The 15345-nt window shown below is 73.6% G+C and carries 10 protein-coding genes; 2 read left to right on the top strand and 8 right to left on the bottom strand.

Annotated elements, in window-relative coordinates; translation table 11 throughout:
• Nucleotides 1-110: 110 nt before the first annotated feature.
• Nucleotides 111-737: an NUDIX domain-containing protein gene (locus tag ACMTAK_RS37800; RefSeq protein WP_413810316.1), complete on the bottom strand. Its 627-nt coding sequence runs from the start codon at nt 735-737 to the stop codon at nt 111-113.
• Nucleotides 738-817: 80 nt separating this feature from the next.
• Nucleotides 818-2473, bottom strand: a complete 1656-nt coding sequence (locus tag ACMTAK_RS37795; RefSeq protein WP_413810315.1) for a CTP synthase — start codon at nt 2471-2473, stop codon at nt 818-820.
• Nucleotides 2474-2893: 420 nt separating this feature from the next.
• Between ACMTAK_RS37795 and ACMTAK_RS37790 the strand changes: the two genes are divergently transcribed.
• Together ACMTAK_RS37790 and ACMTAK_RS37785 are read left to right on the top strand one after the other, a co-directional pair.
• Entirely contained in the window at nt 2894-4702 is a 1809-nt protein-coding gene (locus ACMTAK_RS37790) for a glycoside hydrolase family 15 protein (protein WP_413810314.1), read from the top strand.
• A gap of 179 nt (nt 4703-4881) precedes the next feature.
• Complete coding sequence (locus tag ACMTAK_RS37785) at nt 4882-6534, top strand: PucR family transcriptional regulator (protein WP_413810313.1); 1653 nt, start codon at nt 4882-4884, stop codon at nt 6532-6534.
• A 1145-nt stretch (nt 6535-7679) separates the two neighbouring features.
• On the opposite strand, the gene ACMTAK_RS37780 is transcribed toward ACMTAK_RS37785, so the two are convergent.
• The 6 genes from ACMTAK_RS37780 to ACMTAK_RS37755 all read right to left on the bottom strand — a co-directional run bounded on the left by ACMTAK_RS37780 (nt 7680) and on the right by ACMTAK_RS37755 (nt 15250).
• Nucleotides 7680-8852: a glycoside hydrolase family 64 protein gene (locus ACMTAK_RS37780; protein WP_413810312.1), complete on the bottom strand. Its 1173-nt coding sequence runs from the start codon at nt 8850-8852 to the stop codon at nt 7680-7682.
• Nucleotides 8853-8962: 110 nt separating this feature from the next.
• Nucleotides 8963-10123, bottom strand: a complete 1161-nt coding sequence (locus ACMTAK_RS37775) for a glycosyltransferase family 4 protein (protein ID WP_413810311.1) — start codon at nt 10121-10123, stop codon at nt 8963-8965.
• A gap of 256 nt (nt 10124-10379) precedes the next feature.
• On the bottom strand, nt 10380-12125 hold the full coding sequence (gene recN, locus ACMTAK_RS37770) for a DNA repair protein RecN (protein ID WP_413810310.1): 1746 nt from the start codon (nt 12123-12125) through the stop codon (nt 10380-10382).
• A 900-nt stretch (nt 12126-13025) separates the two neighbouring features.
• Entirely contained in the window at nt 13026-13940 is a 915-nt protein-coding gene (locus ACMTAK_RS37765; RefSeq protein WP_138913505.1) for an NAD kinase, read from the bottom strand.
• 107 nt (nt 13941-14047) lie between these two features.
• Entirely contained in the window at nt 14048-14926 is an 879-nt protein-coding gene (locus tag ACMTAK_RS37760; protein WP_413813117.1) for a TlyA family RNA methyltransferase, read from the bottom strand.
• Between the two features lie 30 nt (nt 14927-14956).
• A complete protein-coding gene (locus ACMTAK_RS37755; protein WP_413813116.1) occupies nt 14957-15250 on the bottom strand; it encodes a hypothetical protein in 294 nt (97 codons plus the stop codon).
• Nucleotides 15251-15345: the final 95 nt, after the last annotated feature.

The raw sequence follows: 15345 nt of genomic DNA, 5'->3' as shown, positions 1-15345 counted from the left end.
AGTTCACTCCGCGTCAGGTACCCGGTACTCGCGGCCCACAGCACGGACCGAAAATCACTCCATCGGATCTTCACCGAGGCCGAGCGGGGCCCATGCGCCCCCTCAGTGGCTCAGGCGTCGAAGGGCCGGGCGGGCCAGGAGGCGTCGGCGGGCCGGAGGGCGTCGAGGCCGTCGCCGGAGAGCGCCGCCCGCAGCGCCAGCGCGCCCGTCGCGAGGCAGTTGTTGTGCAGCTCGCCCGCGAGGGTGCCGCGCACCAGCTCCTCCAGGGACACCCGGGCGAGTTCCATGTCGGCCTCCTCCTCGGAGACCTCGAACCGCTCGCCCTCGGCCACGGAGATCTCCCGGGCCAGGAAGATCCGCACGGCCTCGTCACTGCCGCCGGGCGAGGTGTAGAGGTCGATGAGGACCCGCCAGTCCTCGGCCTTGACGTGCGCCTCCTCGTACAGCTCCCGCTGGGCGGCGTGCAGCGGGTTCTCACCGGGGACGTCCAGGAGACCGGCCGGGATCTCCCACAGCCGCCGGCGGACCGGGTGCCGGTACTGCCGCAGCACGATCACGCGGTCGTCCTGGTCCAGGGCGAGGACGGCGACGGAGCCCGGGTGGACCTGGTAGTCACGCTTGGCCCGGCTGCCGTCGGGCATCTCCACCTCGTCCGTGCGCACGCCGGTCTTGTTGCCGGTGAACGGCGTGGCGGTGGCGGTGACCGGCCATTCCTCGGGGGTGTCCTGGATGCGCATGCTTGCCTCAGCGTCCTTTCCGCGTGCGGTTGACGGGGCGGTGGGCCGGGCCGGCCGCCCGCCCCTGCCAACCGTAGCGGTCAGGCGCGAGCACCCAGCGTCTGAGCTGCGACCTGTCGCTCGACCGCCGCCTTCACCAGGCCCGCGAAGAGCGGGTGCGGACGGGTCGGGCGGGAGCGCAGTTCGGGGTGGGCCTGGGTGCCGACCAGATAGGGGTGGACCTCGCGCGGGTACTCCACGTACTCCACCAGCTTGTTGTCCGGGGAGGTGCCGGAGAAGACGATCCCGGCCTTCTTCTCCAGCTCACCGCGGTAGGAGTTGTTGACCTCGTAGCGGTGGCGGTGACGCTCCTCGACGTACGGCTGGTTGTCGTAGACCTCGCGGACGATCGAGCCCTCGGCCAGCTTGGCCGGGTACATGCCCAGCCGCATGGTGCCGCCCATGTCGCCCTCACCCGCGACGATGTCGAGCTGCTCGGCCATGGTGGAGATCACCGGGTCGGTGGTGGCGGGCTCGAACTCGGTCGAGTTGGCGCCCTCGATGCCCGCGAGGTTGCGCGCGGCCTCGATGACGATGCACTGGAGTCCCAGGCAGAGGCCCAGCACCGGGATCTTGTTCTCCCGGGCGTAGGTGATCGCGCCGACCTTACCGATGACACCGCGGTCGCCGAAGCCGCCGGGGATGCAGACCGCGTCCACGCCGTCGAGCTGCTCCCGGGCGCCGGCCGCCGTCTTGCAGTCGTCGGAGGTGACCCACTTGATCTTCACGCGGGCGTTGTTGGCGAAGCCGCCGGCGCGGAGCGCCTCGGTGACGGAGAGATAGGCGTCGGGCAGGTCGATGTACTTGCCGACGAGCGCCACGGTGATCTCGTGGTCGGGCTCGTGGACCCGCTTCAGCAGGTCGTCCCACTGGGTCCAGTCCACGTCGCGGAAGGGCAGGTCCAGCTTGCGGACGACATAGGCGTCCAGGCCCTCGGAGTGCAGCACCTTGGGGATGTCGTAGATCGACTTGGCGTCGATGGCGGCGACCACGGCGGCGTCGTCCACGTCACACATCAGCGAGACCTTGCGCTTGATGGAGGTGGGGACCTCGCGGTCGGCTCGCAGCACGATCGCGTCCGGCTGGATACCGATGTTGCGCAGCGCGGCCACGGAGTGCTGGGTGGGCTTGGTCTTCAGCTCGCCGGACGGGCCGATGTAGGGCAGCAGGGAGATGTGCACCACGAACACGTTGTCCCGGCCGACCTCATGCCGGACCTGGCGGACGGCCTCCAGGAAGGGCAGCGACTCGATGTCGCCGACGGTGCCGCCGACCTCGGTGATGACGACATCCACGTCATCGGTGGCCATGCGCCGGATGCGGTGCTTGATCTCGTTGGTGATGTGCGGGATGACCTGCACCGTGTCCCCGAGGTACTCACCGCGCCGCTCCTTGGCGATTACGGTGGAGTAGACCTGTCCGGTGGTCACATTGGCCGAGCCGTCGAGGTCGACGTCGAGGAAGCGCTCGTAGTGGCCGATGTCCAGATCGGTCTCGGCGCCGTCGTTGGTGACGAACACCTCGCCATGCTGGAAGGGGTTCATCGTGCCCGGGTCGACATTCAGATACGGATCGAGCTTCTGCATGGTGACGCGCAGACCGCGCGCCTTCAGCAGCGCCCCCAGACTGGAGGCGGTAAGACCCTTGCCGAGTGAGGAGGCGACACCCCCGGTGACGAAGAGGTGCTTGGTCGTCATGGGCTTAGCGGCAATGGCCAAGAGGGGGCTCCCGTGGTCGCGTCGTGAGGGTGCGTACGGCAGCCGCTCCGGGGTCCGGGGGCGCCGCCGCTGAGGTTCGGGGGTTTTGTGCCCGCCGCTCCACGGGCTACCAGGGTATCAGCGCCCCGGAGCGGTCGCTGCTGACCGGGTTCCCGCGTTCGGTCTGCGCAACCGCCCGAACACCATGCGTGACCTGGCCACCCGATCGGCCGTGAGATGCGAGCCACGATGTGGACGGGCTCAAGCGGATCACCGTTGTCCGTCGTATCCTCATCGGACGCACGCATGCGAGCCACCCCGGCACGGCACCACCAGCACGCCCCCGGAACAAGAGCTCGTCAGAATTTTCCGAGACCGTAAGCAACGCCCTCCGGGGTGATACGGCCGTTCGAATGGGGAATGCACGTGGCCGGGCGTATCGAGGATTACGCACTGATTGGTGATATGCAGACGGCCGCCCTCGTCTGCAGAGACGGGACCGTCGACTGGCTCTGCCTGCCGCGGTTCGACTCCCATGCCGTCTTCGCCGGTCTGCTGGGCACTGAGGAACACGGTTTCTGGCGGCTGGGGCCCGCCGCCCCCGCGGGGAGCCGGCCGCCCACCGCCGACCGCCGCCGCTACCGCGGCGACTCCCTGGTCCTCGAGTCGGAGTGGGACACTCCGCGCGGCACGGTCCGTGTGATCGACTTCATGCCGCCCCGTGACGGCGCCCCGCAACTGGTGCGGATCGTCGAGGGCGTCAGCGGCCGGGTGCCGATGCGCTCCGCGCTGCGGATGCGGTTCTCCTACGGCTGGGTCGTGCCCTGGGTGCACCGGGTGGACACCCGTACCGTCGCCGTCGCCGGTCCGGACTCGGTATGGCTGGACACCGAGGCCGACACCTACGGCAAGGACCTCACCACCTACTCCGACTTCACGGTGGGCCCCGGCGACCGGATCGCCTTCACCATCAGCTGGCAGCCCTCGCACCGCGAGCCGCCCGCCCTGCCCGAACCGGAGGGCGCGCTGGAGGCCACCGAGGCGTTCTGGCGGGAGTGGGTCGAGCACTGCACGTACCACGGCCCCTACCGGGACGCGGTGGTCCGCTCGCTGATCACGCTGAAGGCGCTGACCTACGCCCCCACCGGCGGCATCGTCGCGGCGCCCACCACCTCCCTGCCCGAGGAGATCGGCGGCGTCCGGAACTGGGACTACCGCTTCACCTGGCTGCGGGACGCGGCGATCACCCTCTCCTCGCTGTTGCGCACCGGCTACCGCGAGGAGGCCCGCGCCTGGCGCGAATGGCTGCTCCGCGCGGTCGCGGGCGACCCGGAGAACCTCCAGATCATGTACGGCATCGCGGGCGAGCGGGAGTTGGCCGAGGCCGAGCTGACCTGGCTGCCCGGCTATGAGAACTCCCAGCCGGTCCGGGTCGGCAACGGCGCGGCGGGCCAGGTCCAGCTGGACGTCTACGGCGAGGTCACCGAGGCGCTGCACCTGGCGCATATGACCGGTCTGGCGCGCAACGACTACGCGAGCGTGCTCCAGCTGAAGCTGATCCGCTACCTCGAGGAGCACTGGGACGAGCCGGATGAGGGCATCTGGGAGGTGCGTGGGCCGCGCCGCCACTTCGTGCACTCCAAGGTGATGGCCTGGGTCGCGGTCGACCGCACCGTCAAGCTGATCGAATCCGGCGATGTGGACGGGCCGTTGGAGCGCTGGCGGGAGCTGCGCGACGAGATCCACCGGGACGTCTGTGAGAGGGGCTACGACGCCGAGCGGAACACCTTCACCCAGTCCTACGGCTCCCGAGAGCTGGACGCCTCGCTGCTGCTCATCCCGCAGATGGGCTTCCTGCCGCCGGACGACAAGCGCGTCATCGGCACCATCGAGGCGATCCAGCGGGAGCTGTCGACCGAGGACGGCTTCGTGATGCGCTACCCCACCGCGGGCGAGGACGCCGGGGTGGACGGTCTCGAGGGCGACGAAGGGGCCTTCCTGGCCTGCTCGTTCTGGCTCGCCGACGACCTGGCGATGATCGGCCGGGTGGACGAGGCCCGCAGGCTCTTCGAGAAGCTGCTCGCGCTCCGCAACGACCTCGGGCTGCTGGCCGAGGAATGGGACTCGCACAACCAGCGTCTGGTGGGCAACTTCCCGCAGGCGTTCAGCCATGTGCCGCTGATCGACACCGCGCTGCGCCTGACGGCGTCCGGCGCGTACGGAGGCTAGCCCCCGGCCCGGGCCCTGGGGGCCCGGGCACCCCACGTCCGGGCTCGGCCCGGGCCCAGTTCCCCGGGCGGCGGGCGGGCGCGGGGCTTCGCCCCTGCCACGCGGCGGAGCCGCATAGCGATGCCCGAGGGGACGGCGGGGACGGGAAAGGCCCCTCGGACACCCCGTAGCGTGGCGGCATGGAACCAGAGGGAACGATCACCGTGGCGCGGGCCCTCGGCCTTCCCGCCCTGCGCCGCGGGCTCCCCGAGGTGGTGTCCGGGCAGGAGCTGCTGGACCGCCCGGTGCGCTGGGTGCACGCGGGCGAGGCGCCGAACATCGCCGCGCTGCTCAAGGGCGGTGAGCTGCTGCTGACCACCGGTCTCGGGGTCGGGCCGCGCCCCGCCGAGCAGCGCGCCTTCGTCCGCCGGCTCGCCGAGCGGGGCATCGCGGCCCTGGTGGTGGAGCTGGGAGCCCGGTTCCGCACCCTGCCGGGGCCGGTCGTGGATACCGCCCGCTCGTGCGGGCTGCCACTGGTGCAGCTCCATCGCGAGGTGCCGTTCGTGACGGTCACCGAGGAGATCCACACCGAGATCGTCAATGAGCACTACGCCCTGCTGCGCCAGGCCGATGTGGTGCACCGGCAGGCCACCGAGGTGCTGCTGCGCGGCGGCGGGGTGCCGGAGATCGTCCACCACTTCGCCGCCTTCGCGGCCAATCCAGTCTTCCTGGAGACCCCCGACGGACAGCTGCTGTACGCGGCCGGGCCGGGCGGCACGTCCCCGGCGGGCGCGGCCGACCCGCTCCAGGTGTGGGAGGGGCTGCGGGCGCCGCGCGCGGCCGAGCGGCCCGAGCCGCCGGCGGGCAGCGTGATCGCGGACATCCCGGGCGGCGGGCCCGGCCCCGGTGCGGTACGGGCGCGGCTGACCGTCCTTCCGGTGGCCGGGCCGCTGGGCCCGGTGCACCGGATCGCCGCCGAGCGGACGGCGGACCTGCTGGCGGTGGTGCTGCTGCGGGCGCGTCAGGAGGAGGAGCTGGCGGCGCGCGGGCGCGGGGACTTCCTCACCGATCTCGCCGAGGGCCGGATCGAGGCGTCGGACGCCCCGGCCCAGGCCCGGGTGCTGGGCTTCCGGCCGGACCCGGGCGGACCGCTGCTGCCGGTGGTGATGCGGCTGGTGGAGGATCCGCGGCCGCTGGCCGGAGGCGGGGAGAGCTGGGCGGCGCTGGCCCACGCCGTGCAGGAGGAACTGGCCGCGGTCGGGGTGCCGGTGCTGCTCGGCGTACGGCTTCCGGAGGCGCGGGTTCCGCTGCTGGCGGGGCTGCGCGGCGCGACCGAGCGGAGCGCGGTGGCCGAACGGATCGCGGCGGCGCTGCGGGCCGGGGTGGAGCGGGCCTGGCCGGACCGGGCCGGCGCCCGGCCGCCGGTGGTGGTCGCCGGGCTCGCGGTCGGCTGGGACGTGGCTGGAGCCGAGCTGCGGCATGCGGCGGAGGCGTCGAACGCGGCCTGCGGAGCGCCGCCCGACCGGGGCTGGTACGACGTACGGAGCCTGGATGTCGACCTGTTGCTGTGGCGACTGCGCGAGCACGGCGATCTGGCCGCCTTCGTGGACCGGGTGATCGGTCCGCTGCTGGCCCATGATCGCACCGCCCGTCCGCCGCTGGTGCCGACGCTGGAGACGTATCTGCGGCATGCGGGGCGCAAGGCGGAGACGGCCCGGGCACTGCACCTCAACCGCCAGACGCTGTACGACCGGCTGGCCCGGATCGCGTCGCTGCTGGGCAGCGATCTGGAGGACCCTCAGACGGTGCTCGCCCTGGGGGTGGCCCTCCAGGCCCGCCGCCATGTGCGGTGACACGACGGCGGCCCGCCCCGCTTGACGCGGGACGCGGGCCACCCGACGCGGACACGGCCCACCCAGCGCGGATGCGACCCACCCGACACGGGCACGGCCCACCTCGACACGGCCACGGCCCACCCCGACGCGGGCGCGGCCCACCCCGACACGGGCACGGCCCACCTCGACACGGACGCGGCCCACCCCGGCACGGGCACGGCCCACCCGACACGGACGCGGCCCACCCCGGCACGGGCACGGCCCACCCGACACGGGCACGGCCCGCCCGACGCGCAGGCGGCCCACCCCGGCACGGGCACGGCCCATCCGACACGGGCACGGCCCGCCCGACGCGCAGGCGGCCCACCCGACACGGGCACGGCCCATCCGACACGGGCACGGCCCGCCCGACGCGCAGGCGGCCCACCCGACACGGGCACGGCCCATCCGACACGGGCACGGCCCGCCCGACGCGCAGGCGGCCCACCCGACACGGGCACGGCCCATCCGACACGGAGGCGCCCCACCCCGACGCGGGCACGGCCCACCCGATACAAGCACGGCCCACCCCGACGCGGGCGCGGTCCGCCGTGTCTGCCCGGGACCGCTCGGTGTCCCCCCATGTTGCCGGGCGGGGAGTGGCTCCCTCGCCGTCCGCCGCGCCGCCCTCGCCGTGCGCCGCGAACACCTCCCCGCCCGGCCGCCCCGTGCCGAACCTCGGCGGGGCCCTCCCCGGCCCGGCCGATCTTCGCGGCCCCGCGCCCCCTGGCACGGCGCCCCCGGCCACTGCCGGGAGGCACCCCCCGCGCCAGACGCCGCGGGCCTCGCGGCGGCGGCCGCTGATGTCGCGGGCGCGAAGACCGATCCACCGGACGGGCCTCCGGGGCGTCCGGCGGACCAGGCGGCGGAACCGCATATCGACACTTTGCCCTCCCCGCCCCTTCCCCCGGCATCGATATGCGGCTCCGCCGCGTGGCAGGGGCTTCGCCCCTGGACCCCGGGGGGCGACGAGCCAGCTGTTCCGCGATCAGCCCACCGGCCAGGGCGCCGACCGCGCCACCCGCGACGCGGCCGGGGTCTGGGGCTTCAGCCCCAGTTTCGGGAAGGGGCGGGGAGGGGACAGCCCGCCGCAGGCGCCAAGACCCAGACCCGTCGGACACCCCCTAGAACGGGGTCAGCGTGAGCGTGATCCCCTTCGGGGCGGTGTCCTGGATGTACGACGCGAACTCGGCCACGTCATCGAAGGCGAAGCCATACGCCTTGCCGTCCACGGTCGCCGCGTGCATGGCCTTGGCGTAGTGGTTGGTGACGTCCTCGCCATAGAAGGCGGCCGGGTCCGTAGTCGGCTGGGCGTCGGCGTTGTGCAGCGTGGAGCGGTTGAACCCCGCGCCGAGGATCGCCGCGACCGGACCCGTGGTCCCGTCGTTGGGGGCCGCCAGGGCGCCGTCGCAGAACAGCACGTCCTTGGTGGAGGGCTTGTCGAAGGAGACCGAGGCCGGGCCGGTGAAGGAGAACTTCCCGCCGCTCACCCGGCCGGTGAAGGTGCCCGCGTTGGTGGTGACCTTGAGGTCCTTCGATCCGTAGGCGTCCCAGACCTGGTCGATGTACGACGCGAAGTAGTCCTCCGCGAACACCCCCGCGCCCATGCCGTGACCGGGAGCGATCACCCGCAGATTGTCGCCGACGATCAGCTTCTTGAAGGCGTCGACACCGGCGAGGTCGGAGAAGACCTTGGCGCGGGCGCCGTCCTTGAGGGTGCCGGTCGTCTGGTCCTGGGCGCCGGTGAGGTGGATCGACAGCGGGACGCTGAACATGTCCACCATGGTGGTGTTGCAGAACATCCCCGAGGAGTTGTACGTGAACTCCGCGCAGTCGTGCATGATGTCGTAGTTCGGGTCGCCGGACACCCAGCCCGCCGGGTACTGCAGCGCGGCCTTGCCCGCCCCGTCCTCGACCACCTTGAGCTTGAGCTTGGAGCCCAGCGCCACATAGATCCGGCCGGACATCTGAGGCAGGTTCAGCTTGGTCTCACCGCTTCCGGCCAGCGGGATCGCGTAGTCGGTGAAGCCATCCGAGCCGTTGTCGGAGAGCGCGACGGGGGCGATGTTGCCGTCCGGGGTGACGTGCACCTGCCGGTCGCCCTCGTTGCCGACGATGTAGAGCCATACCGACCCGTTGTCGTACTGCCCCGTCTTGTTCACGACGGTCAGGGGCAGGGAGGCGGCGGCCTTCGCGTCCGGTGCTCCGCTGGCGCGGCCGCCGGCGAACGCGAGGCCGGTTCCCGCGGCGGCGGCGGAGGCGGCGATTCCACCCAGCAGCTTCCTGCGACTGATCATGATGATGGTGCTCCTCGGCGTAGTGGGGGTTGCCGGGAAAATGGCGTGGGGGGTGACGGGAGGCGCAAATTGAGAGCGCTCTCTCGTTCCTCTGCCCAGCACCCTGCCGATCAACGACCGGGCCCGTCAACCCCTTCACGCAGAAAGGTCTGCACCAACTCATCGTAGACGCTGAGGACATGGGCGACGGTGTCGTCCTCCGTCGGCCAGCCCGCCGTCCGCGCCCGCCCCGCCGCGGCGAGCTCCACCCGGCGCACCGGATCGGCGAGCAGCCCGGTCACGGCGTCGGCCAGGGCCTCGGGGTCGCCGTACGGGACGAGTTCGGCCGCCTCCCCCACCAGCTCCGGCACCCCGCCGACCGCCGTGGCCACCAGGGGCACCCCCGCGTGCAGCGCCTCCTGGGCCAGCAGCGACCGCGCCTCCCAGCGGCTGGAGAGCACCGCGACATCGGCCGCGGAGAGCAGCTGCGGCACGTCCTCGCGGCAGCCGAGCAGCCGCACCGGCAGCCCCTCGGTGTCGATCCGGCGCTGGAGCACCGCACGGTCCGGCCCCTCCCCCGCCACCACCAGCAGCGGCCGCGGATCCAGCACCCGCCAGCGCCGCGCCGCGTCCAGCAGCGGGCCGTGCCCGGCCATCGCCTCCAGCCGCCCGGCCGTGACCAGCAACGGCCGCTCCATCACGCCCAGTTCGGCCCGCGCCTTCTGACGGCGGCCGTCGGCGGTCTCCGGCGGCCGGCGCGGGGCGGGCACCGCGACCGGGGCCAGCCGGGCGTCGCGCGCGCCGCGGGCCCGGGCCCGGGCCACCAGATCCGAGGAGGCCCCCAGCACGATCGCGGCGGCCCGCGCCACCCGACGCTCCATCAGCCGGACCAGTCGGGCCCGCGCGCCCTCGGCGTCCACGCGGGTGTGCCAGGTGACGATCAGGGGTACGTTCCGGCCACGCAGCGCCATCGCCGCCAGCAGCCCCGAGCGCAGCCCGTGGGCGTGCACCAGGGCCGCACCCTGGGTGGCCCTGCGCAGCGACGCCATGCTTCCGGCGTCCGTCAGGGCGTCGAGCCCGGTGAACCACGCTCCGGTCTGGGTGAAGCCGTAGCCCTGCTCGGCGCTCCAGGGACCGCACACGGTCACCCGCAGTCCGCGCGCCACCAGCCCGGCCGAAAGCGACCGCACATGCACCCCGCTGCCCGAACTCCCGGCGCCCAGCACCTGGACCGCGTGCAGCGACGACCGCCCGTGCGGCGGGACCGGGGTGTTGCTCACGGTACTGCTCACGCGGGCGGAGCTCCTGAGACGGTGTCGGGGCGATGGGGGGACGGTGCGGACGCGCTCCGCCCAAGAATGCCAGCACTCGCCGAGCCCTCGTCGCAACGCTCCCAGATGACGCCTGCCCCGAACTCGCCCGCGTGTCCGCGGTACCACCCGTTCGGGTGAAGGATCGGAAGAGCGTCGCGTGACGGTTCGGGGGAAGCGTCACGCGAGGTTCACTCAAAGGTCATGCAAGGGATCGCGTCAAGCGCCGTATGAAGGGTCAGCGTCCCGTGCGGGCCGCCTCCAGGAGCTCTTCCGCATGCGCCCGCGCGAGTTCGGAGTCCTCCTGGCCCGCGAGCATCCGTGACAGCTCCCGTACGCGGTCCTCGCCCTCCATGGCCTTCACGCCGCTTCGGGTCACCGACCCGTCGTTGGTCTTCTCGACCACCAGATGCCGGTCGGCGAAGGCCGCGACCTGCGGCAGATGGGTGACCACCACGACCTGCGCGGAGCGGGCGAGCTTGGCCAGCCGGCGGCCCACCTCGACCGCCGCCTTACCGCCGACGCCCGCGTCCACCTCGTCGAAGAGATACGTCGGTACGGGGTCGGAGCCCGCGAAGACGACCTCGACCGCGAGCATCACCCGGGACAGCTCTCCGCCGGAGGCGCCCTTGGCGATCGGCCGGGGCGGGGCGCCCGGATGGGGCGCGAGCAGCAGCTCGACCTCATCGGCGCCGTGCGGCCCGAAGACCACCGGGCGGCCGCCCACTTCGATGCCGTCCCCCTCCGTCTCGGTCTGGCGGATCGCGAACGTGACCCGGGCGTGCGGCATCGCCAGGGAGGCCAGCTCGGCGGTGACCGCCTCCGCGAACCGCCCCGCCGCCTCCGTACGGGCGTCGGTGAGCGCCTGCGCCAACTCGCCCAGCTCGGCGCGGAGCGCGTCGTGCTCGGCGGTCAGCTCGCCGATGCGGTCGTCGTCGCCGTCGAGTTCGGCCAGCCGCGCGGCCCCCTGCTCGGCCCACGTCAGCACGTCCGCGATGGTCTCGCCGTACTTGCGGGTCAGCTGGGTCAGCGCGGCGCGGCGCTCCTCGACGGCGGCCAGGCGGATCGGGTCGGCGTCCAGGTTGTCGGCGTACCCCGCGAGATCCCCGGCCACATCGGACAGCAGGATGCCGACCTCGCCGATCCGGTCGGCGAGCCCGCCGAGGGCCTGGTCATGGGAGCGTACGGCCTCCACGGCGCGGTGGGCCCCCGCGACCAGGGTGGCCGCGTCCACGCCCTCCGGATCCTCCGGGTTCCCGGCGAGGGCGGCGTGCGCGACGGCGGCGGCGGACGCCAAGGCCTCGGCGTGCCCCAGCCGTTCGGCCTCGGCCGCCAGCTCCTCGTCCTCCCCGGGGCGCGGCTCGGCCGCCGCGACCTCCTCGAGGCCGAAGCGCAGCAGATCCGCCTCCTGCGCCCGCTCGCGGGCCCGCGTGGTCAGCTCCTCCAGCTCGGCCGAGACGGCGCGCAGCCGGCGGTAGGCCCCCGCGTACTTCTCCAGCGGCCCGGCCACCGCGGCGCCCGCGTACCGGTCCAGCGCCTGCCGCTGCCGGGCGGGCCGCAGCAGGCCTTGCTGATCGGTCTGGCCGTGCACGGCCACGAGATCGTCGGCCAGCTCGCCCAGCAGGCCCACGGGGACCGAGCGGCCGCCCACATGGGCGCGCGACCGCCCTTCGGCGGAGAGCGTACGGCTGATCAGCAGCACACCGTCATCGAGCTCGGCCCCCGCTTCCTCGGCCCTTACGGCCGCCGCCGAGCGGGCGTCGACCGTAAGGCGGCCCTCGACGACCGCCGCCTTGGCCCCGATCCGCACCAGGGCGGCGTCGGCGCGGCCGCCCAGCAGCAGCCCGAGGCTGGTGACGACCATGGTCTTGCCCGCGCCGGTCTCACCGGTCACCGCGGTGAAGCCGGGCGACAGCTCGACGACCGCGTCGTCGATGACGCCCAGCGCACGTATCCGCATCTCCTCCAGCACGTGCACGACCATACGAGGTTTGGTCGGTGCGATGCGACGAAGGGGCGCCACTTATGGGGGCCACCCGCACATCTGCCCGGGGTGGGGTGGGGGTGCGGGCGCCTCCGGCGGAGAGCCCCACCCCGCCCCTTCCCGAACCGGGGCCCCGCCCCGGACCCCGCTCCTCAAACGCCGGAGGGGCTGGAAAGCGGATCGCCGCCCCCGGGCCCCGCTCCTCAAACGCCGGAGGGGCTGGGAAGCGGATCGCCGCCCCGGACCCCGGCCCTCCATGCGGCTCCGCCGCATGCCAGGGGCTGCGCCCGTGGCCCCTGGGCCCGGGGCGCAGCCCCGCTCCGGGACCTGGGACGCAACCCCGGTTCCAGGGCCCGGGACACAGCCCCGGTTCCAGGGCCTGGGGCACAACCTCGGTCCGGGCCCGGGACACAGCCCCGGTCCGGGGCTCGGGGCGCAACCCCAATCCAGGGCCCGGGGCACAACCCCGATCCGGGGTCTGGGGCACAACCCCGGTTCCAGGGCTTGGGGCGCAACCCCGCTCCGGGGCCCGGGACACACCGATCCGGGACCGGGACACCACCCCGGTTCCAGGGCCCGGGACACAACCCCGATCCAGGCCCGGGACACACCGATCCGGGACCGGGACACCACCCCGGTTCCGGGGCCCGGGGCACAACCCCGATCCGGGCCCGGGGCGCAGCCCCGGGCCGGGGTCTGGGGCGCAGCCCCGGGCCGGGGTCTGGGGCGCAGCCCCGGGCCGGGGTCTGGGGCGCAGCCCCGGGCCGGGGTCTGGGGCGCAGCCCCGGGCCGGGGTCTGGGGCGCAGCCCCGGGCCGGGGTCTGGGGCGCGGCCCCAGTTTCGGGAAGGGGCGGGTAGGGGAACAGCCCGCCGCAGGCGGCACGAACCGCTGGACGTCTCCTAGTGCGGGGCCCCTCGCCATCCCGCGACCGGCAGGGCGAACTTGGCGACCAAGCGGTCCGTGAACGACGCGTGGTGGAGGCGGGCCAGCCGGACCGGGACCGCGCCCCGGCGCACCTCGACCCGCGCGCCCGCCGGGAGCTCCACCGTGCGGCGGCCGTCGCACCACAGCACCCCGTGCGGGGTCTGCGGCTGCACCTCGACCGCGAGTACCGACTTCGGCGAGGTCACCAGCGGCTTGGCGAACAGCGCGTGGGCGCTGATCGGCACCATCAGCAGCGCCTCCACCTCGGGCCACACCACCGGCCCGCCCGCCGAGAAGGCGTAGGCCGTGGAGCCGGTCGGGGTCGCGCAGACCACGCCGTCACCGCCGAACCGGGAGACCGGGCGGTTGTCGACCTCCGTGACCACCTCGAGCAGCCGCTCACGCGCGGCCTTCTCGACCGACGCCTCGTTCAGCGCCCAGTCCGTGTGCACGATGTGCCCGTCATTGCGGACCAGCACATCGATCGTCATCCGCTCCTCGACCTCGTACTGCCGGGTCACCACCCGGTCCACGACCTTGTCGAGGTCGTCGCGTTCGGCCTCGGCCAGGAAGCCCACCCGGCCGAGGTTCACGCCGAGCATCGGCACGCCCGAGACGCGGGCGAACTCCGCGCCGCGCAGCAGCGTCCCGTCCCCGCCGAGGACGACCAGCAGCTCACAGCCGTTCAGCACGTCACGCTCCGCGTCGACGCGCTCGACAGCGGGGGGCAGCGGCAGGTCCGCCGCCTCGGCAGCGAGTACCCGCACCCCGATTCCGCTGCGCAGCAGCCCCTGAACGACCAGTTCGGCGCTGCGGATGGCCGCTGGGCGGCCGGTGTGCGCGAGGAGGAAAACGGTGCGGTCCGCCGTCGCCTCGGCCGCCGGCGTCATCGGCTCGACCGCCGGTCCCGCCACCGCGTCCCCGGCTCCGGGCTCGGGCACGGGCACGGGCTCGGGCACGGGCACTGCTTCCTTCTGCTGCGCTGCTTCTGAAGTGGTCAACTGGGCCCCTCCGCCACTGCACGGTCAACATCCGCCGGGTCCAGTGCCGGCGCCCCGGCGCGCATCCACAAAAAGTACTCGACGTTACCCGACGGCCCCGGGAGCGGGCTGGCGGTCACGCCCAGCACACCCAGCCCCAGGTCCGCCGCCCGCCCGGCCACCGCGCGCACCGCCTCGGCGCGCAGTTCGGCGCTGCGGACCACTCCCCCGCTGCCCAGCCGCTCCTTGCCGACCTCGAACTGTGGTTTGACCATCAGCACCAGATCGGTGTCGGGCGCCGCGCACCGCACGAGGGCGGGCAGGACGAGCCCGAGCGGAATGAAGGAGAGATCACCGACCACCAGGTCCACCGGTTTCCCACCAATCCGCTCAAGTGTCAGCTCGCGTACGTTTGTACGGTCATAAACACTGACGCGTTCATCGCTCCGCAGCGACCAGGCGAGCTGCCCGTAGCCGACATCCACGGCGAGCACCTGAGCGGCGCCCGCGCGCAGCAGGACGTCCGTGAAGCCTCCGGTTGAGGCGCCCGCGTCCAGCGCCCGCCGCCCGGCAACCGTCAGCCCCGCACCGGCTCCCATGGCCGGGCGGACCCCGGGGTCCTGCCCCGCGCCCGCGCCCTTCCGGTACTCCTCGCTGAAGGCGTACAGCGCGCCCGCCAGCTTGTGGCCACCGCGCGAGACATAGTCCGGATCGCTGTCGTCCTCGATCACGACGACGGCCGCGCTGGTCTCGACCTGGGTGGCCGGTTTGGTCGCCACCGCCCCGCCGACGGTGACCCGGCCCGCCGCGATCAACTGGCTGGCATGCTCACGCGAACGCGCCAGCTTGCGGCGCACCAGCTCCGCGTCGAGTCGTGCGCGTCGTGGACGGGTCACTGCCACGGGTGGTTCAGCTCCTGAGGTCGTTTACGTAGCGGACGGGGGCCGCGGGCCGGGCGCCGGGGGGCCGGGCCGCCGGTCGAGTGCGGTCAGCGTGTCGCGCAGGCCCTGGTGGACATCCTCGTACACCTCCAGATGTCCGCTCATCCCGAGGTGGTCGGCGTCGGCCAGCCGGGCCAGCCGGGCGTCCACCTCGGCGACGCCGGTGGGCGTACGGTCCACGCCGAGCGGGGCCGGATCGGCGGGGCCGGGCGGCTCCGGCACGGCCTCGGGCACCGGCACCGGCACGACGTCCTCGGCGCCCTCGGCCACTTCGGGCACTCGCTCCACCACGACGTCCTCGGCGCCCTCGGCCACCTCGGCTCCCTCGGGCACCGGCTCCGGCGCGGCCTCCCGGGCCTCCTCGGCCGCCGGAC

Origin of the sequence: Streptomyces lacaronensis, assembly GCF_047337785.1 — a bacterium.
GTDB classification, from domain to species: domain Bacteria; phylum Actinomycetota; class Actinomycetes; order Streptomycetales; family Streptomycetaceae; genus Streptomyces; species Streptomyces lycopersici.
This window is presented reverse-complemented; position numbering and strand designations above follow the sequence as displayed.

Coding starts and splice junctions, on each gene's coding strand:
- ACMTAK_RS37765 (WP_138913505.1), bottom strand. CDS start 13,940: ATGACGCCGGCGGCCGAGGCGACGGCGGACCGCACCGTTTTCCTCCTC.
- ACMTAK_RS37800 (WP_413810316.1), bottom strand. CDS start 737: ATGCGCATCCAGGACACCCCCGAGGAATGGCCGGTCACCGCCACCGCC.
- recN (WP_413810310.1), bottom strand. CDS start 12,125: ATGGTCGTGCACGTGCTGGAGGAGATGCGGATACGTGCGCTGGGCGTC.
- ACMTAK_RS37795 (WP_413810315.1), bottom strand. CDS start 2,473: ATGACGACCAAGCACCTCTTCGTCACCGGGGGTGTCGCCTCCTCACTC.
- ACMTAK_RS37785 (WP_413810313.1), top strand. CDS start 4,882: ATGGAACCAGAGGGAACGATCACCGTGGCGCGGGCCCTCGGCCTTCCC.
- ACMTAK_RS37780 (WP_413810312.1), bottom strand. CDS start 8,852: ATGATCAGTCGCAGGAAGCTGCTGGGTGGAATCGCCGCCTCCGCCGCC.
- ACMTAK_RS37790 (WP_413810314.1), top strand. CDS start 2,894: ATGCACGTGGCCGGGCGTATCGAGGATTACGCACTGATTGGTGATATG.